Raw genomic sequence first — 20688 nt, 5'->3', positions numbered from 1 at the left:
TTATTTTTTCCTTAAACTGGGGGACTCATTTGAGGAGCGTGTTAAAAAGTTTCTCTTTTACGAGGAGGCCTATCGGAAGAGGCTGGCAATATATTTTTGGAATGCAGGCCAGGGGGTCAGAGCCTGACTTACCGTCACAGACCAATCCGATTTCAACGATTCCCAGTTATTAAATGGTGGACAGGATACTGCTAACCGGATGAAAATGAAACGAGCCCTGATACTAGGTCATAATGAAAATGACTAAAACAAATGCCATCAGAATCCTGGAATCCAAGGGAATAGCGTATCATATGTCATCCTACGAAGTAACGAAGATGAACTGGATGCAGTCACTGTCGCACGAAAAATAGGTGTCGAACCGGAAAAAGTTTTTAAAACGCTCGTTACGACAGGCGATAAGACGGGATATACCGTCTATGTTATACCCGGAAACTGCGAGCTGGACCTAAAGAAAGCAGCCAGAGCAAGCGGGAATAAAAAAATCGAAATGATAAAAATGAAGGATCTGCTGCCCACCACCGGCTATATACGGGGCGGGTGCTCGCCCATTGGCATGAAGAAGCTCTTCCCCACCTTCATAGATGAAAGTGCCCAGCTGTATGACGAGATTTATGTCAGCCCGGGTATGCGTGGAATGCAGATAGCCCTTTCACCCCAAGATTTAAGAAATGTTATCAACGGTGCCTTCGCTGATCTGATTTAACCCTCCCCCAGGTCCCATGGTGTCAGGATGTTGTAGGCATGCCTGTTTTCTTTCGCACCCGATCGCATCCCCTGACTCCTTTTAGAGGCGAGGCTCTGACCCCCTTGTGCCTCCCCCCTGGGAAGCGCTCAATGGGCACAGCATCACCGGCGGCGCATTATTATGACCGTAATGTCGTCCCTAATTGCCGTATTCCCGGTGAATTCATTGAACCGTTCGAGAATGTGGTCCAGGATCTCCCGTGAAGAGGACCCGGGCGCTTCGGCCAGGGCCTTTGAAATACGACTGACATCGAACAACTCCTCATCCTCGTTCCTGGCCTCGACCATACCATCCGTGAAAAGGGCCAGCACATCACCCTCCTGCAACGTAATACTCGTCATATCGCAGGTATAATCTTCAAGTTTTACGCCCAGGATGAAACCGGATCGGCCGTCGGGCTCGCTGCAACTTGCCGGCTTGACGCCACCGGCATCCCTTAGCAGCATATCGTGGTGGCCTGCATTGAGGAAATGAACAGCGTTACCCTCCAGTTTGAGCAGCAACCCGGTTAGATAATAATGCGCCCGCCCAATGTCATAGTACAGGTCCTGGTTGAACCTGTTGAAAATAGAGTTGAATTCAGAATCATGGTAATCGCGAAACAGCCTGAACAGAAGGGTCTTTGCTATCATGGTGACCAGGCCCGATGATATGCCATGGCCCGATACGTCGAAAATCGCTATGCCGGCCAGGCTGCCTCCTAAAGTATAAAAATCGTAGAAATCCCCCGACACGCCGGCCATGGGACGATAACTGCAGGCGACATCCCACTCCCCGGTCTGCGGCGGTTCCTTGAAGATGATCGCGTTCTGGACGTAGGTGGCCATTCGCATGTCGCGCTCGGCAATCCGGCCGGCCTCTTCCAGGGACTTGTTTGCCGAGGCGAGGGTTTCGTTCATGCTTCCCATCTCGGTGAGGGCGGCGTCAAGCTCCTCGGTTCGCTCCTTCACTTTTTCCGCCAGGTCCTCGTTCAGGGCCGCGAGTTCGCCATGGAGCGTTTCCACCGTGGCGTATGCCCTGGTGAAGCGATAGGACAGGATCAGCGACTGGAAAATGATAAAGAGCATCAATCCCTGCGTTATGAAATACCCGGTGATTATGACCTTGTTGTAGAATAGCAGATCATTTATAAACGCCGCGATGAGAATCACAAATCCGGAGAGGAATACCCTCATCCCCTTGTACCCTTTTAAAAGTGCCCTGACCAGGAAAAAGATGGTCACGGCGACCACCGCCACGGAGAGCAGCTGGTATATATATCCCGTTGTGGCATACAGGCGGTATGGCAGCAGCGCTTCCACGGCGAGAAAAAGCAGCGGCAGGGGATCGACGATCCTCGCAAAGGTCAACGGAATTACGCCGGGAAAGAGCCAGAAGAGAAAGCGCAGAAAAACCGGTATGGAGCAATAAAAGCTCGCGTGTATCAGGAAATATATCTGCTCGGCCGTAAGGGACGGAAAGAAAACAAGTATATTGGTATCGCCGGTAGTCATGCCGAATATCCCCACGGCAAGGCAATACAGGCTGAAATACAGGAAGGATTTTTCCGTCCGGCGCAGAATATACATGTTGAGATAAAACAGGAATATCATCATGAGGCTCCCGAAGATGAACAGGTCCTTGGAAACCGTTCCCTTCATGATGCCGGTTATCTGCTCTTCAGTGCCCAGGAGCACCGGATTTTCAGGACCCTCGTATGAATAGGTATGATTGGAGATCGCCATAAGAATCGACAGCCGGGAAGCGCCGGGCACGAAGCTCTTCACCGCCACGGAGGTTCCGAACCGTTCGTCTTTTTCATTACCGGCCACTACGCCCGTGGAGCTCACCAGGGAATTGTTCACATAAAACCGCTTGGCCGATCTCATTTCCGATATCTTGATTGCTAAGATACGCCGGTCATAGCGCTCATTGAGGAGGACCGTGAGACGATAGGTCGCCGATCCACTGGCCGTAAGGACCTGCCCGGCTACCGAATGCCGGCTCCTGCCCGCCGGCAGCATGGTGATACCAGAGGTGCGGCCGCATCCCTCGTCATTGCAGTTTTCCGGTTTGAGGATCTCGTTCTGGTAGAGCAGCCATTCCCCGGACAGGCTCACCGGACCATCACGGTCAAAGTCCCAGTTCCGCACGTCAAGGACCCCGTTGCGGGCCAAAGGCTGATTTTTGCCGTCATATGATGGTGAACAGGCAGAGGCGGAAACGGTAAGGACCGCGATAATGAGTAACGAGGGAATGCGAAAAGGTAGATTCACTTTTTTTCCTCAGCTTTGTTCTGGGGTAAAGTGTGTCGAATGAAGTTCTTCAACGGCGTCCATCATGGACATAGGCCGTTTTAGAAGCTATCCAGCAACCCTCATTAAATCAAGAAAAAAAGCGTTTCTCCCGCCATGTTTTTAATTATGTCCGCAAGGGATTCTCCCGGTCCCTGCAAGATATGAACCGGAGCTGATCGAAGAGTCCCGGCGCTCCGTTATGTTTCCATCCCCGCCATTGTGGCGGGCAACGGCGCGCCGATGAGTCCGTTATCCGATGTAATGATTATCGCTTCGCGCCCTTTTCCTTTTCCATCTTCCTGAGCTCGACGCGGCGGATCTTTCCGCTGATGGTTTTCGGCAGTTCCGTGACAAATTCTATTTCGCGCGGATACTTGTACGGCGCGGTCACGCGCTTCACATGCTCCTGGAGCTCTTTTACCAGGGACGCTCCCGGCTTGTACCCAGCCTTCAACACCACAAAGGCCTTGACGATCTGGCCCTTCAGGTCGTCGGGCACGCCGATGACCGCGTTCTCCAGCACCGCTTCGTGCTCCTGCAGGGCGCTTTCCACCTCAAAAGGCCCTATGCGGTAGCCGCTCGATTTAATCAGGTCGTCGGCTCTTCCCACGAACCAGAAATATCCGTCCTCGTCCCGGTAGGCGCGGTCGCCGGTGAAATACCAGTCCCCGATGAAAGAGGTGCTCTCTTCGGCCTTCCAGTATCCCTGGAACACGCTGGGCGGGTTGATGGGCTTCACCTTCACGGCGATGTGGCCTTCCTCGTTGGCAGGCACCGGGTTGCCGTCGTCGTCGAGGATCTCAACGATGTGCCCCGGGGTCGGTTTTCCCATGCTTCCCTCGCGAATGGTAAGGCACCGGAAGTTGGCCACCAGGGGAATCGTCTCTGTCTGGCCGTAATAGTCGTATATCCCGAGGCCGGTCGTATCCTTCCACGCCTTGATGACCTCCGGGTTCAGCGGCTCGCCGGCGGAAAGAGTATGCCGGAGTTCGCTCCAGTCAAATTTCGACAGGTCGATATGGCCTATCATCAGGCGATATACGGTCGGGGGAGCGCAGAACACGGTGACACCATAACGCTCCATAATCTCCGGAATGTACCGCGGCTCGAACTTGGCCCCCATCTTCCACTGCATAACTGTTGCGCCCACGATCCACTGGCCGAATATCTTCCCGTAGGCCGTCTTTGCCCAGCCGGTGTCGGCATGGACCCAGATGATGTCAGTCGGGCGGAGGTCCTGCACGTACCGGGCCGTCACGATATGTGAAATGGCATAGGCCTGGGTATGACGCACCATTTTCGGATTGCCCGTTGTGCCCGAGGTGAAGTATATCAGCATGGGGTCAGAGCTCTTCGTCTTGCCGCCGAAGTCGCCGGGATTAAAGTGGCGGGGGGCGTCCTGCATCAGCTGCTCGAAGGGCTCCCACCCCTCCCTTGTCGCGCCGGTGATGATCCGATACCGGAGTCCGGGGATCTTCTCCCGAACGGCGTCGACCTTGCGGGCGCCCTCGGCGTCCGTTATCGCCATGACCGCCCCGGCGTTGTTGATGCGGTAATCGATGTCATGGCCGGTCACCAGGTTAGGAGTCGGCATGGCCACGATCCCCGCTTTTATCATGCCCAGGACGGCGATATACCATTCCTCGGAGCGGGGCAGCATCAGGAATACCCTGTCGCCTTTATTCAGTCCGGCTTTTTTCAGCACGTTGGCGAACTTGTTGGCCAGTATCGACAGGTCCCTGAAGGATAGCCGCGAGGCGGTCATACCGTCCTCTGATACGGTTATCAGCGCCGTCTTTGTCCTGTCTTCGACCCATTTTTCAAAATCGTCGGTGACAAAATTATAGTGATCAGGCACCTCCCACTTGAAGCCGTTGTAGGTTATGTTGTAATCCGTCATGTTCGTGCTGATGTTTTTCATGGTCTCATCTCCTGACCTTACAAGATCTTCTTTATCCTCTTTTGACATTATTTTAATACAATTATAAATAACAACATAATTTTTTATTTATAATATGATATTTTGATTTTATTTTTATAATTTATAATTTTTTTTATATATTTTTTATATTTTATATATAATTTTATAGAATATATTGTATAATAATTAATATTTTGATGAGATATTTGTTTTATCACTCGATAAAAAAGATATGCTGATGTGATTTTTCCTGATAAGGTACCGATAACTATCGGTGTCAGATGGGGTCAGAGCATGGATCTGCCGATAACTATCGGTGCGACAATTAGGCTTGACGGGCCCCCGAGAAAAATGTCGAAATGACTCTCAATTACCTAAAAACAGGGTGCAACAATGAAGCTGAAGACAAAAAAGGAAACCCGGCGGGAGCAGATCATCAAGGCGGCGGAAGAGGTCTTCTCAAAAAAGGATTTCGTGAGCTCAACCATCTCCGATGTGGCCAAACAGGCCGGCGTGTCCGACGCGACGATCTATGAGTACTTCGCCTCCAAGGAGGAACTTCTCTTCTCGATCCCCTGGGAGAACATTGAGAACAGCAAGAATATCCTGGATGACCACCTCGTCTATATCAAGGGCGCGGCCAACAAGCTCAGGGGGCTCATCTATCACCTGATGTCGTACTATCAGGAGAATGCCGATTTTGCCGCCATATCGCTGATGATACTGAAGACCAACAGGAAGTTCATGGAAACGGACACCTATACATACCTCCGGGAATACTACCGGATCATCCTCGATATCATACAGGAGGGGATCGATTCCGGCGAGTTCAAGAAGGACATCGACCCTCATTTCGTGCGCTCGGTCATACTCGGCACCGTCGAGTTCGTCGTCGTGCGCTGGCTCATGAACGGGTGCCCCGACGACAGGTCCAAGCCGGTGGAAAGCGTGGACAGCCTCTTCGATCTGGTCACAAGCGGCATCAGGAAGGAAAACGGCACCGCGGCCAAGAAATTCCTGGTGACCCTTGAACCGGCCGAATGACAGGACCGCAGGAGCGTTAACATGACCGGCAACGATTGAACGGCGATAAATTCCGTTAAAGTATATGCCCCATAATACCGATAGTAAAATATATAACAATTACCCGGGAGGACCCATGTTATGATTACCAATGGCCATGATACAAATAAATGGAAACGTGAACAGCTCGATTATTTCAAGAGATACCTGAGCACCTTTCATATCGATTCAAAGGAATACAAGATAATCCTGAAAGGGATCGAGGACCTGGAAAAGTCCCTTTAGATCCCAACCCGGCATGCCGGGTATTAAAAATTGTTGACATTGACGCAAAGCGTATGCACTGATAAGTCATACGTTTTTTTTTCAATACGAAATCAACGGCGAGACCCATGAGCGAGCAGCAGCCACAACATGAAACGTGGGCGGAACAGACCATAAGGCGATACCGGTCCGAAGAAAGCCTTCAAAGAACCGCTAAAAGGAAAAAATTATCCACCATAATATTTATCGTGAATATAGTCATGATCGCGGCCCTTTACGCGTTCTTCGCCCAAAATGAGTCCGACAACCGCAACGAATACCGGTCAACGACCTTCAATTACCGGGACCTTCAGTTCAGGTTTTCGCTCATGAAGGAAAAATCCACGAACAATTACATCTTCTCTCTGACCACGAAGGGCGCAGCCGGCAAGGAAACGACGACATACTTCAACAACGGCATCGCCGACCTGATCATCTCCCACGGCTCAACGGTTCTCGTGAAACTGCCGGTTGGGAAAGGCACGTCGGTCCTGCGCCTCAAACCCGGCGAGCTGGACCTTCAGAAAACGACCATTGACTACGCGGAGATGAAGGTGTACACCGACGGTCATCCCGAATACGTGGTGTCGCCTCGAAGGTCGCTGTTCGGCGGCGCGCGCCCCTACATCCCCCTTACCGCCGAGGTCAGGATACACGCCGACCAGCCGGTATCGACGGCGCTACAATTCAATTTCGAGGTTGATCCGCGATGACCAGGCCGGACTGGGACGAATACTTCATGAAGCTGGCGGAGGACGTGTCGACGCGCTCCACCTGCATCAGGCGCAGCGTCGGCGCCATCATCGTCAAGGAGAAACGCATACTCTCCACGGGATACAACGGCGCCCCCACGGACATCTCCCACTGCACCGAGGAGACCTGTCTCAGGACAAAGTTCAACGTGCCTTCGGGGGAGCGTCACGAGCTGTGCCGCGGGCTCCACGCGGAGCAGAACGCGATCATCCAGGCGGCCTACCACGGCGTGTCCATTAAAGGCGCCTCCATCTATATAACGCACCAACCCTGCTCGATATGCACCAAGATGCTGATCAACGCAGGCATAAGAAAAATCATCTGCAAATCTCCCTACAAGGACCCCTTGGCGGAAGAAATGATCAGGGAATCGGCCATGGAATTGATCATTATAGAAGGGAACGGAAAAAAGTAGAGGCGCCCCGGACGCTGATATGGCACGCTGCTTAAAGGCATAAACGGGCAACAATCAACGGAGAAATAACCCGAAGATAACAAAAAAATTGTACCGGTTTCACCGGGAAAATGTCTAACTAATGGTCTCACCCATGGAAACGGATACGGGTCCCGCGGCTGATTCTTCCTGTGTGCAGCTGTGGCCCGTGCGGGGAGGTTTGCAACACCATGAAAACTAACAGCGTGATCTTCCATATCCTTGTGGCCTGTCTCGCGGCGCTCCCCTTCCCCGCCTTCTCCCAGGAGGAGAACGAGGAAGAGCTGCTCCGCAAAGCGGCGGGCTATTTCTTCCAGAAAAAATTCGACATGGCCGAGTCGTACCTCCAGCAGATCATCGAGAGGAACCCGGACAATGCCCAGGCCTGCGCCTACCTGGGCGACATCTTCCTCATCAAGAAGCGCTACGACGGCGCCCTGGAGCTGTACCAGAAATGCGTGGAGATAAATCCGAAGGTTGCGGAAAACTATTTCCGGATCGGCCAGATATACTACTACAAGAAGGACGGGAAGCTGGCTGTCGAGAATTTCAAGAAGGCCATCGAGACCGACCCGCAGCTCACCTACGCCTACTATCATATCGGCCTCTCGCATCTGATGATCCTGCGCGACAAGAACAACACCATTACCAACTGGGAAACGTATATCAAGGTCGCGCCGGACGACCCGCAGTACGACCGGATCAAGAGGGCCATCGAGCTTTTAAAAGATCCAAATTTCACGTTGCCGCCTCCCGGGAGCGAGATGACCATCGAGGAAGCCCTCATGCTGGGCGGCATGACCATTGACAGGACGGTCCACAAGACCACGGACAAGGAAGCCGGCCACGAATCGAAAAAAACGAAGCGCAAGCTTGAAGACATTTACATGGATGACGACCTGTGAGAGGACACTATGCACTATTACAATGACAAGAGAAAGTACGTTATCGGTGGGGCCATCCTGATCCTGCTCCTCATTACAGGGATCCTCCTGGTGACCCTGATCCCGCGGAAAAAGGCCGGCGATATCGAGGACAAGCGCCTCAAGCAGATCGAGGCCTATGCCAGGGTCCTGGAAGCCAATCCCACTGACGTGAACTCCATGATTCAGATCGGGACCCTTTACAAGTCCATTGGCGATCTCGACAAGGCCATCGATTACTATAAGAAGGCCCTGAAAGTCGACCCGGCCAATTACGACGCCCTGAACGAGCTCGGCCACGCCTACGCCCTCAAGCATGATTACGACCGCGCCATTGAAGTATTCGAACTGGCGAAACGGAACCGCCCCGCCTATCCTTCGGCCTACAACCGTCTTGGAAACGTATACGACAACCAGGATAAGATAAAAAAGGCCCTTGAAGAGTATAAAAAGGCGAGGAAGGTCGCGCCCAAGGACCAGGAGAGCTACCGGAACATGGCGCGGCAACGCCAGCGCAAGGGCGATATCAACGGCGCCCTGAAAATTCTCAAAGACGGCATAAAGGCGAACCCCGACGACGCCGAGGGATACTACAACCTGGGGAACCTCTCCTTCGAAATAAAAAAATATGACGAAGCCCTCGCAAATTACCGGAAGGCCGTCCAGAAGAACCCGAAAAAATCAAAATACCACCGGGGCGAGGCCGAAGCCCTGCTGAAGCTCGGCAGGACCGATGAGGCCGTCGCTTCTTTTGAAAAGGCCCTGGCGGCCGATCCCGCCGACGCCCTGGCGGCCGAGCGCCTCGGCGACATCCACGCCGTCAAGGCGGACTGGCAAAAAGCCGCCAGCTACTTTAAGAACGCCCTGGAATACAACAGCAAGGATCAGAACCTGAGAAAGAAATACGAGAATGCCCTGAAGAAGCTCGACAGGGAAAAGACGCCCTCCCGCAAGACCGCGCCCAGGGAGGAGGCCGTGTCCGAGAAACAGGCAGCCAGGAAAAAAGTAGAGATCATTGAAAAAGAATCATCCAGCGAGGTATCCAGGAAAGAGCCAGAAGCGGAAAAGCCGAAAAAATCCGAGACCAACTGGCGGGCCATCGGCGACCAGCGCCGCAAGGAAAAGGAATACGACGGCGCCGTCGAGGCCTACCTGAAGGCCGTGGAAGCGGACGACAGGGACGATCATTCCTGGTACTGGCTCGGCAGGATCTATTACAGCCAGAAAAAGTACGCCAGGGCGGCCGATGCCTTCGAAAAGGCCGTGGCGGCCAACCCGAAGCATGCAGACGCTCATTATCACTTGGGACTGGTGTACTACATCCAGAAAAAATACCAGCTGGCCTCCAACGCCTTTGACAGGGCCATCGCGGCCAAGCCCGTGTTCGCCAAGGCCTTTTATTCACGGGGACTGTCCCGCCTCCAGCTGAAGAACAGGGCCGGCGCCATCATCGATTTTAAAACGGCCCTGGAACAGGACCCCACCCTCGACAGGGCCTATTTCAACCTCGGCGACGTCTACTTCGAGAGCAAGGATTACAAGACGGCGCTGGAATACTTCAAAAAGGACCTGGACCGCAGGCCCAACAACCCCGACACGAACTTCAAGGTGGGAGAGGCCTATCATGAGATGAAAGACTATTCCAGCGCCATACGATACTATGAGCGGACCATCGAGCTCGATCCGGACAACTACCAGTCCTACTTCAACCTCGGACTTGTCTATTCCATCAAGGGAGATTACGCCAAATCGATCGATATGTACGAGAAGTCCTCCCATATAAAGAAAAACGATTTCGCATCGTATTATGAAATGGGAAAATCGTACGACGCCATGAAGAACGAGGCAAAGGCTCTGGAATGCTACAACAAGGCCATAGAGGCCAATCCCAAGGATCCCAAGGCCTATATCAACCTCGGGAAGATCTATTCCAAGAACAAGCAATATGACAAGGCCATCGAGCTAAACAAGAAAGCCGTCGAGCAGAACCCCGATTCTTTCACGGCTCACCACAATCTGGCCAACGCCTACCGGGAGTCGAAGCTGTACGGTCAGGCCATCGACGAATACAAGAAGGCGCTGCAGCTCAAGCCGCTGGACGCGAAGACCCATTTCTTTCTCGGCCTCGCCTACCGCGACGCCGGCAGCCACGCCGAAGCGGCCCATTCCTTCGAAAAGGCCCTGGCCCTCGACGGGTCCCTCTACGACGCCCATGAAGAGCTGGGCATTATCTATTACCGCAAGATAAAAAACAAAGAAAAGGCTTTACAGCATTTTGAAAAACTGCTTTCTGTCAAACTGGGGCATCCACGGGCCCCGGAGATCCGGAGGATCATCGATGCCCTCAAAAACAACTGAACGCACGGTGGAACACGATGCATAGACTCAGATACGGCATTATTCTTTTCATGGCGATCACCGCCCTGGCAGGCCTCTCCTGCGGCCTCTCGGTGAAGGAATCCCATGAAATAAAGACCAATGGATTCATAACAGACAACTGCTACCAGGCAATACTTGAGATAGAGCCGGAAGAGGGCTCCAAGGGCCTCGTGGCCAGACGCGAAAGCGCCTATCTCAAGGCGAAGAACGTCAACGTGAAGGACCTGGCGGTCCAGAACCTGGTCAATTATTGCGTTGACAGCCAGACTAAAACCAGCGTCAAGGATAAGAACAAGAACAGCGCTTATCCGTCCGAATACAAAAGCGGCCTCGCGAAGAAATTGAAAGGGTTTGTCATCGGCGGGAACATCTCGTTTGTATACTACAATGAAAAGGGATCGATGATAATCGGCTATCGCATTTTCAGGCTCGGCTTCAGGAAAAAGCTGGGCGAGGTCATTGCCACCCCGTCTGACGAAAAACAGGAAGCAGCCATTACAACGCCAGGAGCAAAATCATGAAAAAAGCATTGTCTGCATGCGGTATCCTACTCGTCGCTGCCATGGCGGCGACAACCCTGTCCTGCTCAAAGGGTACGACGAAAAAGAACGGCCCCGCGCCGGACAATGACATATCCCTGGACAGAGTTGATATCGAGAAGAAATACCTCGCCGAGGGTTTCATAACGAGCGACCTGTTCCGGGTCGTCATCGTCTCCCCGAAAGAGGCGGGAGCGACCGACATGGACTCGGTGCAGAACAAGGCCAGGAAAAGGGCGCGCATTTCGATAGAGCAAAACCTGGCCGGAAGCAATATCCCCTGCGACCGGAACACCAAGGCAGAAATTATCAATCTTATCAACAACAACGGGCAGCTCAACATGAAGGATATCGACCACCGGAAATACAACGTGTTCTATTTTGACATAACCAAGAAGAACATGAAGAACTACCTGAAGAATATCGCGTCACAGAGATAGGATGTCTCCGGCGCCAATGGTTATTCGGAGTAAATATAATACGAGAGGTTTTTCAGGATAAAGAGATCGAGGCGCTCTTTATTGGCCTCGTATATGCTGCTGAACATGATTCCTATCCCGTAATCGTCCTCCGGAAGCTTGTCGCACCTTATGACCATGGCAAGGGCCTCGACCTCGTTCAGGTCCTTGTCGACCCCGGAAAAATCGATAATCACTTTAATAATCGACGAAATCTCGATCGGGTTATCGGACTTGAAATATAATCCCCCGCGGCTGATATTGACGATCTTCCCGATAAACTCCATGGCATGCTTGTCATCGCGGGACGACTCTATCAGGGTATCGATAATGCGGATCGGTATTTCAACCTCAAGGCGGAAAAACTTTCTCCTCCCCTGCTGGTCACCGCTGCTGTAACGATTTAACAGCCATTCATCGAACCTGTTCTCGAACCATTCCGCCATGGATTCGTCAAAAACGGCTTCGCTCGTGTCGGCAATAACGGAGTTGTGATATTTGCTTATTTCCTGCTTGATCTCACTGGAAAGTTTTTCATATTTAATGAATGAATGTTTCATGCCGGCGCACCCCGTGTTTTCTTCCGCTGATGTTCATTCTACGGCACTTGCATTAATAGCACAACACATAATTTTTTCAATTAAAACAAATAAAAATCAAATAATTTCTTGAAATAATTCGATATTATTATTAAGATTCATTATTTCATGGACAATAATCGTGGATCTGTTGGTTTTTATCAACTATTAAAAAACAGAGCAATAACCAAATTATATCGCACAAGAGAACTGATAATGAGAAAGGGACATCTTCTTAAGGCAGTGATATTCATACTATTATTAACGGCCAACTCCGCATATTCCTCACCGGAACAGCAAAACACGAAGCAACAGCCCCCATCGATCATGAACATATTAAACGCCGAAAAGGACAGGGCCCACAGGGAGAAGATCAACGAGATTGTGAACCGCATAGACAATACCTACGCGAACCTTTACGCGAACCTCGATCAGGGCAAAAAGATGGTCATCTTTTTCGATCCGGCCCACGGGAAGCTCCCCAACGGCATGTGGCAGGGCGGCGACGCCACCAGGCGCACCAGCTGCACGGGCCTGCCGGAGGAATACTACTCCATACTCCTTTCGAGAAAAATGTACGAGCTGCTTTCCAGGAACAGGCATATCGAAGTGAAGAGCACCGATGACTATATGGCCGTCCTCAGGGGAACCAGCGACACCTACAACGACATATCTTTCACCCGTACCGTCGAGCTCGCGGAAAAAGCGGGCGCCTTCATTATAATATCGGAGCACCTGAACAACATCTCGGTGCTCTACAAGGCCGACGGCAGGGTCAACCTGCCCGGCATCCACGTGACCAGGAACGGCAATGGTTGGAAAGTCCTCCAGTACGTGCGGGATACCTACGATGGTTTCCTGACCCTCTATAACAGGGTCGACGCTAGCGGTTTTTCCATGAATTACGCGCTGAAGCTAAAAAAGATGCACATGGCGAAGGGCATGCAGCCGAATAGCTGGAACTTCGGCGCCGTGGGCGACACCCGTTTCAGCTATTTCATCGATTTTCCCATGTCGGTCATTTACGAATCCGGCTTCATATCGAACCCCGAGGAAGAAAAGAAGCTGAGAGACCCGGAGCATATCAACACGATAGTCCAGAACCAGTACGATGCCCTCATTGAAACGATAAAAGATATTTTTTCCGTCGATATCTCCGAGTACACGGTCCGGAAGGCCGGCGAGACCTCTCAAGAGCGCATCGAGCTGCTCAAGCTGGCCCGAATCGCCATATATTATATCCAGTCCGTTGAATCCAACAAGGCCGTCCAGGCCATTAAAGAGATGGAAAGGAAATATTCCGGCACTAGATACGCGGAGTACACAAACTTCTTTTCAACCATGAAGATGAACCTTGTCAATTCCACGCGCTATTATCACCTCGCGGCCAAGTACAAGCGGCAGAAGAAGAACAAGCTCGCGCGAAAGCATTTCTGGCTCGCGCGGAAGTACCTGCTGCGCGCCCCCATCTTCGCGAAGATGCGTGAACGCTACCGCACCGAGTTCGACGCCACGAAGCACGCCGCGGAAAGCAGGCCGGCGTCAGCCATTGAGATATCACCGGTCAAGAATTACAATTTTTCGTCCTTCATAGCGAAGGCCCCCATGAAGCGGACCATCATCTTCCCCATCGAGCGAAACCAGACCATCGAGAAAGCGGTCGAACTGGCACTTTCCCCGGCTGACCCGGAGACTTTGAAAAAGCTGGTCAAATCCTTCAAAAACGCCCATAATGTAAGCAGGGTGAAAGCCGTCGAATATATTGCAAAAAACAAGAAAAAAAGGAAGGTCGTCCGCTGGAAAGAAAAGGCCCAAAAGGTCAGGTTCTCGACGGGTATCTATATCGTTCAGCTGGACGGCAACTGCAACGTTGTCAGCGCCCGGTATGTCAACAGCGTGGCGCTCAATCCGAACCTGTACCAGAACGAGCAGTACCTGAAAAACTCGTTTTTCGCCCATGACACGAGAGAGAAATCCCTGTAAGGCCGGGCAATGGTTCGGCAAGCCCTATCACTCATTCAGCGATTACCTCTGGAACAAGTATAACCGGCGCGTACTCAAGATACCGATCAACGCTGGCCTGACCTGCCCCAACCGGGACGGCTCGGTCGGTTCCGAGGGCTGCGTGTTCTGCTCGCCGGACGGCTCCGCGACCCCGGGCATGACCGCGGACATGGCCATCGACGATCAGATCGAGCTGGCGAAAAAAAGCTTCAAGCGCTCCGATCCGGACACTCGTTACATTGCCTACTTCCAGGCCTTCACCAACACCTACGGCCCCCCTGCCCTCTTGAAGCGGATCTATGACCGGGCCGTAACGCGGGAAGGCGTCATGGGCCTCATGATCGGGACGCGGCCCGACTGCCTCCCAGACGAGGTCCTTGACCTTGTCGCGTCATACCGGAAGCCCGGCTTCGAGCTGTGGCTTGAGATAGGGATGCAGAGCAGCCATGATAAAAGCCTTGAATTTCTGCGCCGCGGCCATACCAATGACGCAACGATCGACGCGGTGCGCAGGGCGGCCCAGAGGGAGATACCGGTATGCGTGCACCTCATCCTCGGCATCCCCGGCGAAACGTGGCGGGACATGATGGACACCGCCGCCGCGCTGCGGGACATGGCGGTGCTCGGCGTCAAGTTCCACCATCTCCACGTCATCAGCGGCACCGCACTGGAGCGATCCTTCAGGGACGGCCTCATACCGATGCTTACGATGAAGGAATATGTCTCCCTGCTCTGCGATTTCATCGAGCGGTTGTCGCCGGAGGTCCTCATCCACCGTCTCTCCGGTGACCGCGAGGAGAACACCCTTGTTGCGCCCCGGTGGGGCCTTCACAAGGGCACTGTCATGAAAGCCGTCGAGGACGAATTCGGCCGCCGGGGGTCCTTCCACGGTTTCCTATATGATTCGGGCTGGTGACTGATATGAACATTGCCGTAGCCATGAGCGGCGGCGTCGATTCCTCGATGGCGGCGCTTCTCCTGAAAGAGGCCGGCCACGCGGTGATCGGCGTCACCGCGGAGCTCTCCGCCGGCATCATCGCGCGCCACTACGGGTCCCCGGCGGCGTCGAACGCCCTTGACTCGGCGCGGGCCCTGGCTGACGCCCATGGATTTCCCCTCCACGTGGTCGACCTCGAAGAGGATTTTCAGAGACTCGTGGTGGAGCCCTTCTGCGCCGAATACCTGCGGGGCGTAACGCCCAATCCCTGCGTCCGCTGCAACGCCGCAATCAAGTTCGGCCTCCTCCTCCAGTACGCCCGATCCATCGGCTGCGACGCCATAGCCACCGGTCATTACGCCATGGTGCGGAATACGGACCGGGGCCGCTATTTCATCGCCCGGGGCAGGGAAATCGTGAAGGATCAGTCATACTTTCTCTTCAGGCTTTCGCAGGAGAGCCTGCGGGACATCATCTTTCCCCTCGGCGGCTTCACCAAGGAGGAGGTACGTCAGATGGCAGTGGAGCGCCGCCTTGCCGTGGCGGAACGGCCCGAGAGCCAGGAGATATGCTTCATCCCGGACAACCGCTACGATGAGTTCATAGCCCGCGCCGCGGGACAGTCGCCGCCCCCCGGAGACATTGAGAGCACAACAGGCGCGGTAATCGGCAGGCACCGGGGAATCCACCGCTACACCATCGGCCAGCGACGCGGCCTCGGCATAGCTGCGCCGCGCCCCCTCTACGTCGTCAGGATCGACGCGGCCCGCAACGTCGTAGTCGCGGGATACCGGGAAGACCTCGAGGCCGGCTCCCTTTTCGCCGACGAGATACACTACATGAAGGAAACATCACTGGGAGGCAGGCAGGTCCTGGTGAAAACGCGCTCTACCCAGGTCCCGGTGCGGGCCAAGCTGACAGAGGAAGCGGGCGGCATCACCGTGAGCTTCGAGGAGCCGCAGATCGGCATATCGCCGGGCCAGGCTGCCGTATTTTACAACGAGGAGATGGAAGTCCTCGGCGGCGGAACCATCGTACGGTGAATAGTGCATAAAAGGCTGGATATGCCTGGTTAGTGCGATGTGGCATTGAATAACAAGTAAACAATCAGCATTACAAGCGAGCAAAACAGGGATGTTTTGCGTGAAGCGAGGATGGTTCAGGATGAACCTTCCGCAGCAAAACAACAATCGTGAATTGCTCACGATCAAACGGAGCAATGAACAGGCATATCCAGCTAATATTATGTGACCAATCTCTTCGTAGACTGTGAGGCATTCATAATGACAAAAATGAAATTATTATCATTACTGTTGATCCTACCTCTCACCGCCGCCCGCTGCTCGGGCATGGATACGTACAACACCATGATCATCGGCAATATGCCGATCGTGAAAGGAGGAGTTACCGTCACATGGCTCGGCACGGCCGGCGTCCACATCACTGACGGCCGCACGGGCATCCTCATCGACCCCTACGTGAGCAGGTTCGGCATGGCGAGGGTTTTTTTCGGCAGGCCCCTGGAGCCGAAGAAAGAACTTATCCGGCAATGGACGGAAAAATTGGGGAAGGCGGAAATCCAGGCCATCATTGTGAGCCATTCACATTTCGACCATTCGGTCGACGCCCCCTTTTTCGCGCGCGAGGCCGGGGCGCCCCTGGTAGGCACCGAGAGCACCCTCAACATCGGCCGAGGAGCGGGCCTCCGTGAAGATGAATTGAACCTGGTCAGTCCGGGCCAGGCGATAACTATCGGCCATTTCACCATCCGGTTTATTGAGAGCGCCCATGGGCCGGTGTTCGGCAAGGTGCCCTACCCCGGCGCCATAGGCAGGCCCCTGGCGCAGCCGGCCCGGGCGAAGGACTACCGGCTGGGGGGCGTCTTCGGCGTCCTCATATCCCACCCGGCCGGGACCATCCTGCACCACGGAAGCGCGGGCTTCATCCCCGGCATGTATCAAGGGGTCAGAGCCGACATCGTTCTGCTGGGAATTGCCGGCAGGGGCGACACGGAGAAATACCTGGAGGAAGTGCCGCTGCGGGTAAAGGCGAAGACGGTGATACCGGTGCATATCGACAACTTCTTTAAGCCCATCGGGGAGGGCATGTCGTTCCTGCCCGCCTCGATCAACTTCAACGAATTCTGCGAAGCAGCCGGGCGCTACAGATCAGATTTCACGGTCAGGACCCTGCCCCTGGCCAGGTCGGTGCGGATATTACCTGTTAACGGCCGATAGGTCAATAGCTTGAAGATTTTTCATTTCGAACCCCGGATAATCACTTGCCGTCCTTGGGCCCGCCCGAATGGGGATGGAACTTCTCAAAGACCTTCCTGAGGCGCTCCTTCGTGGTGTGGGTATAGACCTGCGTGGTGGAGAGGTTCTTGTGGCCCAGCATTTCCTGGACTGCCCGGATATCGGCCCCGCGGTCCAGCAGCTCCGTGGCAAAGCTGTGCCGCAGCGTATGGGGAGATACCCGCTCCAGGATGCCCGCGGCCCTGGCCCGCTTCACGACGATGTCGTAAACGCCCCTGACGGTGATCCTGCCCCCGCGATTGTTGATGAAAAGGGGCTCTCCAAGGGCACCGAACTTGCGTATTCGCTCGGCAAAATACCTCTTCAGCATGGCCGCAGTCCCCTCGGTGATGAAGACAATGCGGTCCTCCGCCCCCTTGCCGGTAACCTTGAGCCTCTTCGATTCAAAATCGATGTCCGCGACATCGGCGGCGCAGAGCTCCGCCACCCGGGCCCCGGTTGAATAGAAGGCCTCCAGGACGGCGCGGTCCCGAAAATCGATGAACGTCGCGAGATCGAAATCGAGCAGATCCTCTATCTGGTTAAGGTGCAGGAACTTGGGGAGGCGCGATTCCTTTTTGGGGTAGCCGATCTTTACAGCCGGATTCTTTTCGATATAGCTCTTATTATAAAGGAACGTAAAAAATGACCTGATCGTCGCTATCCTGCGCTCGATGCTGGAGCGCTTCATACCGAGGTCGTAGGAATATTCGATAAAGGCCGTTATATCTTCGGCGGTTATCGACAGGATGGGAACGTCATCATCGACAACGGCGGCGCGCACCTCGTACTTCTCCCGCGCCCCATCGCCGGAATCGCCGCAGAGGAACAGGTAGAATCGCTGCAGGTCCCTGTTGTACGCCTCCAGGGTCTTGGCGGACGAGTTCTTCTCGCTGCCGAGATACTGCATGAATTGTTCAATTTCGGCCGTCATTCCTCCTGCCGCTCGGTGCCGTTGCCGGTCTGGCCGTTGCCGCCGCCGTTCGAGGGCTGCGACTCGTCGAGAAGCTCCACCTGGTAATTGCACGATTCATTGAGGCAGATAAGCTTCTCCCCCTTGTGCTTTATCATCTTCTTGAACAGGAGCCTGCCGCAGCGCGGGCAGGGCTTTTCAGCCGGGTTGTCCCTGGTAAAGAACTCGCAGGTGGGGTAATTGGTGCAGGCGTAGAAGGTGCCGCCCCGTCCCTTCTTGGAGGAGCGCTTGACCACGTCCCCGCTTTCGCAGCGCGGGCATTTCCCCAGGGGAAGGGGCTTCGAATTCCGGCACTCGGGAAAACCGGGGCATGCCAGGAAGAAGCCGAACTTTCCCAGCTTCTTCACCATCTTGCGTCCGCACTGCTCGCATACGATATCGGTCTCGACGTCGAGAATCCCCTTCATCTCCTCAATATTGAGCTCGGCCTGGTCCACGGTGTCTTTAAAGGGGCCGTAGAACTCGTGGAGCATCCTGATCCAGTCGGTCTTCGCGTCCTCGACATGGTCCAGCCGGTCTTCCATGTTGGCGGTGAAATCGATCGAAACCAGTGAGGCGAAATGCTTCCCCATGATGTCGTTGACCAGCTTCCCCAGGATGGTGGGGACCAGCTGCCTGCCCGACCTGGTCACGTAATAGCGCTTCACCAGGGTGTTGATCGTGGGCGCATAGGTCGACGGCCGGCCGATGCCGGACTCCTCCAGGAACTTGACCAGTGAGGCCTCGTTATACCGCGGAGGCGGCGTGGTGAAATGCTGTTCGGGGAAGAACTCGTGGACGGCGACCTGCTCGCCGACGGTGAGGTGCGGCAGGGTCGAGCGCTCCGATTTGTCGGTCTTGTCCACGGCCGTGAACCCCTTGAAGAGGACCCTGCTCCCGTTTGCCCTGAAGAGGTACTCCCCCGCCTCGATGCTCACGGTGGTCGTTTCCGAGACCTCCGGCGTCATCTGGGACGCGACAAAGCGCTTCCAGATAAGATCGTAGATCTTGTACTGGTCCCGCGTCAGGTCTCCTTTCAGGGATTCAGGGGTATGGAACACGTCGGTGGGCCGTATCGCCTCGTGGGCGTCCTGGGCCCCTTTCTTGTTGGAATAATAATTTATGTTTTCAGGGAGATATTCCTTGTCGAAGTTATCCGTGATGTACTTCCTCACGGCCTGGAGCGCTGAATCGGCGACACGGGTGGAGTCGGTTCTCATGTAGGTGATGAGGCCCGTGGGACCCTCGCCGGTGAGATCGATCCCCTCGTAGAGCTGCTGCGCGATGATCATCGTCTTCTGAGAGGTGAAGCCGAGCCTGTTCGCGGCGTCTTGTTGCAGCTTGCTCGTGATAAAGGGGGCCACGGGTTTGCGCTTCCGCTCCTGCACCTTCACGTCTTTGATCGTCATCGGCTTCTCTTTCAGATAGTCAAGGATCGAATCGACCTCGGCCCGGGAGCGTATCCTGATCTTCTCGCCGCGGAACGCCGCCATCTGCGCCCTGAAGGCTTTCGACTTGTGGGCGAGCTCCGCCTCGATGGTCCAGTATTCTTCCGGGATGAAATTATCGATCTCGCGCTCGCGGTCGCTGATGACCTTGAGGGCCACGGACTGCACCCGTCCCGCCGAGAGGCCCTTCTTCACCTTTTTCCATAGGATGGGGCTGATGGAATAGCCGACGATACGGTCGAGGACGCGCCGCGCCTGCTGCGCGTTGACGAGGTCCATGTTAATCTCCCGAGGATGGGAGACGGCGTCCTTCACCGCGTGCTCGGTGATCTCGTTGAATTCGATGCGCTTGATGTCGGTGTTCTTGCCCGCCAGGGCGTTGGAGAGGTGCCACGAGATGGCCTCCCCCTCGCGGTCCGGGTCAGTCGCCAGGAGGACGCTGTTGGCGGCGGCGGCCTGCTTCTTCAGCTCGTTGAGGATCTTCGCCTTGCCCCGTATCGTGATGTACTCGGGCTTGAAATCGTTTCCGACGTCGATGGCGAGCCTCGACTTGGGCAGGTCGATGATATGGCCCACCGAGGATGATATGACGTAATCATCGCCCAGATATTTATGAATGGTCTTCGCCTTGGACGGCGACTCGACGATAACCAGAGTCCCGCCCTTGTTGCTGTTCCTTTTATTCATTATCAATCCCCGTCTTTGATTCAGCCATCACG

Annotated in this window: 17 protein-coding genes and 1 pseudogene; 13 read left to right on the top strand and 5 right to left on the bottom strand. The window is 54.4% G+C overall.

Going from position 1 to position 20688, the window contains the following annotated elements:
• The first annotated feature begins 239 nt into the window (after positions 1-239).
• A pseudogene (gene ybaK, locus KA369_19800) lies at positions 240-706 on the top strand (Cys-tRNA(Pro) deacylase).
• A gap of 143 nt (positions 707-849) precedes the next feature.
• On the opposite strand, the gene KA369_19795 reads toward ybaK, so the two are convergent.
• Together KA369_19795 and KA369_19790 are read right to left on the bottom strand one after the other, a co-directional pair.
• The gene (locus KA369_19795) at positions 850-3003 is read right to left on the bottom strand and encodes a SpoIIE family protein phosphatase (GenBank protein MBP7738229.1); all 2154 of its coding nucleotides are present in this window, start codon (positions 3001-3003) and stop codon (positions 850-852) included.
• A 286-nt stretch (positions 3004-3289) separates the two neighbouring features.
• Positions 3290-4945, bottom strand: coding sequence for an acyl--CoA ligase (locus tag KA369_19790; protein MBP7738228.1), 1656 nt, complete (start codon positions 4943-4945; stop codon positions 3290-3292).
• Positions 4946-5338: 393 nt separating this feature from the next.
• Between KA369_19790 and KA369_19785 the strand changes: the two genes are divergently transcribed.
• The 8 genes from KA369_19785 to KA369_19750 all read left to right on the top strand — a co-directional run bounded on the left by KA369_19785 (position 5339) and on the right by KA369_19750 (position 11738).
• A complete protein-coding gene (locus tag KA369_19785; GenBank protein MBP7738227.1) occupies positions 5339-5989 on the top strand; it encodes a TetR/AcrR family transcriptional regulator in 651 nt (216 codons plus the stop codon).
• Between the two features lie 120 nt (positions 5990-6109).
• Entirely contained in the window at positions 6110-6253 is a 144-nt protein-coding gene (locus KA369_19780; GenBank protein MBP7738226.1) for a hypothetical protein, read from the top strand.
• Positions 6254-6360: 107 nt separating this feature from the next.
• Complete coding sequence (locus KA369_19775; GenBank protein MBP7738225.1) at positions 6361-6984, top strand: hypothetical protein; 624 nt, start codon at positions 6361-6363, stop codon at positions 6982-6984.
• The gene (locus tag KA369_19770; GenBank protein MBP7738224.1) at positions 6981-7439 is read left to right on the top strand and encodes a dCMP deaminase family protein; all 459 of its coding nucleotides are present in this window, start codon (positions 6981-6983) and stop codon (positions 7437-7439) included. Before KA369_19775 ends, KA369_19770 begins: the two co-directional genes overlap by 4 nt.
• 209 nt (positions 7440-7648) lie before the next feature.
• Positions 7649-8362, top strand: a complete 714-nt coding sequence (locus KA369_19765; protein MBP7738223.1) for a tetratricopeptide repeat protein — start codon at positions 7649-7651, stop codon at positions 8360-8362.
• A gap of 9 nt (positions 8363-8371) precedes the next feature.
• Positions 8372-10738 (top strand): tetratricopeptide repeat protein, encoded by a 2367-nt coding sequence (locus tag KA369_19760; GenBank protein MBP7738222.1) that lies wholly within the window; start codon positions 8372-8374, stop codon positions 10736-10738.
• A gap of 17 nt (positions 10739-10755) precedes the next feature.
• Positions 10756-11280 carry a hypothetical protein gene (locus KA369_19755; protein MBP7738221.1) on the top strand — a complete coding sequence of 175 codons (525 nt, stop codon included), beginning with the start codon at positions 10756-10758 and terminating at the stop codon, positions 11278-11280.
• Complete coding sequence (locus tag KA369_19750) at positions 11277-11738, top strand: hypothetical protein (GenBank protein MBP7738220.1); 462 nt, start codon at positions 11277-11279, stop codon at positions 11736-11738. The genes KA369_19755 and KA369_19750 overlap by 4 nt, the downstream gene beginning before the upstream one ends.
• Positions 11739-11758: 20 nt before the next feature.
• Here KA369_19750 and KA369_19745 read toward each other — a convergent pair whose 3' ends face one another.
• On the bottom strand, positions 11759-12316 hold the full coding sequence (locus KA369_19745) for a PilZ domain-containing protein (GenBank protein MBP7738219.1): 558 nt from the start codon (positions 12314-12316) through the stop codon (positions 11759-11761).
• A gap of 234 nt (positions 12317-12550) precedes the next feature.
• On the opposite strand from KA369_19745, the gene KA369_19740 reads away from it, so the two are divergent.
• The 4 genes from KA369_19740 (at position 12551) to KA369_19725 (ending at position 17512) form a co-directional block, all read left to right on the top strand.
• Positions 12551-14317 (top strand): N-acetylmuramoyl-L-alanine amidase, encoded by a 1767-nt coding sequence (locus tag KA369_19740; protein ID MBP7738218.1) that lies wholly within the window; start codon positions 12551-12553, stop codon positions 14315-14317.
• Positions 14292-15254, top strand: a complete 963-nt coding sequence (locus KA369_19735; protein MBP7738217.1) for a TIGR01212 family radical SAM protein — start codon at positions 14292-14294, stop codon at positions 15252-15254. The genes KA369_19740 and KA369_19735 overlap by 26 nt, the downstream gene beginning before the upstream one ends.
• 5 nt (positions 15255-15259) lie before the next feature.
• Positions 15260-16318, top strand: a complete 1059-nt coding sequence (mnmA, locus tag KA369_19730; protein MBP7738216.1) for a tRNA 2-thiouridine(34) synthase MnmA — start codon at positions 15260-15262, stop codon at positions 16316-16318.
• A 240-nt stretch (positions 16319-16558) separates the two neighbouring features.
• Complete coding sequence (locus KA369_19725; GenBank protein MBP7738215.1) at positions 16559-17512, top strand: MBL fold metallo-hydrolase; 954 nt, start codon at positions 16559-16561, stop codon at positions 17510-17512.
• Positions 17513-17552: 40 nt separating this feature from the next.
• Here KA369_19725 and KA369_19720 read toward each other — a convergent pair whose 3' ends face one another.
• Positions 17553-18503, bottom strand: a complete 951-nt coding sequence (locus KA369_19720) for a tyrosine-type recombinase/integrase (protein ID MBP7738214.1) — start codon at positions 18501-18503, stop codon at positions 17553-17555.
• Positions 18500-20656 (bottom strand): type I DNA topoisomerase, encoded by a 2157-nt coding sequence (gene topA, locus KA369_19715; GenBank protein ID MBP7738213.1) that lies wholly within the window; start codon positions 20654-20656, stop codon positions 18500-18502. Before topA ends, KA369_19720 begins: the two co-directional genes overlap by 4 nt.
• Positions 20657-20688: the final 32 nt, after the last annotated feature.

It is taken from the genome of Spirochaetota bacterium, assembly GCA_017999915.1.
In the GTDB taxonomy this organism is placed as follows: Bacteria; Spirochaetota; UBA4802; order UBA4802; family UBA5550; genus RBG-16-49-21.
The sequence above is the reverse complement of the archived record's forward strand: the minus strand, read 5'-3'. Positions and strand labels throughout refer to the sequence as shown.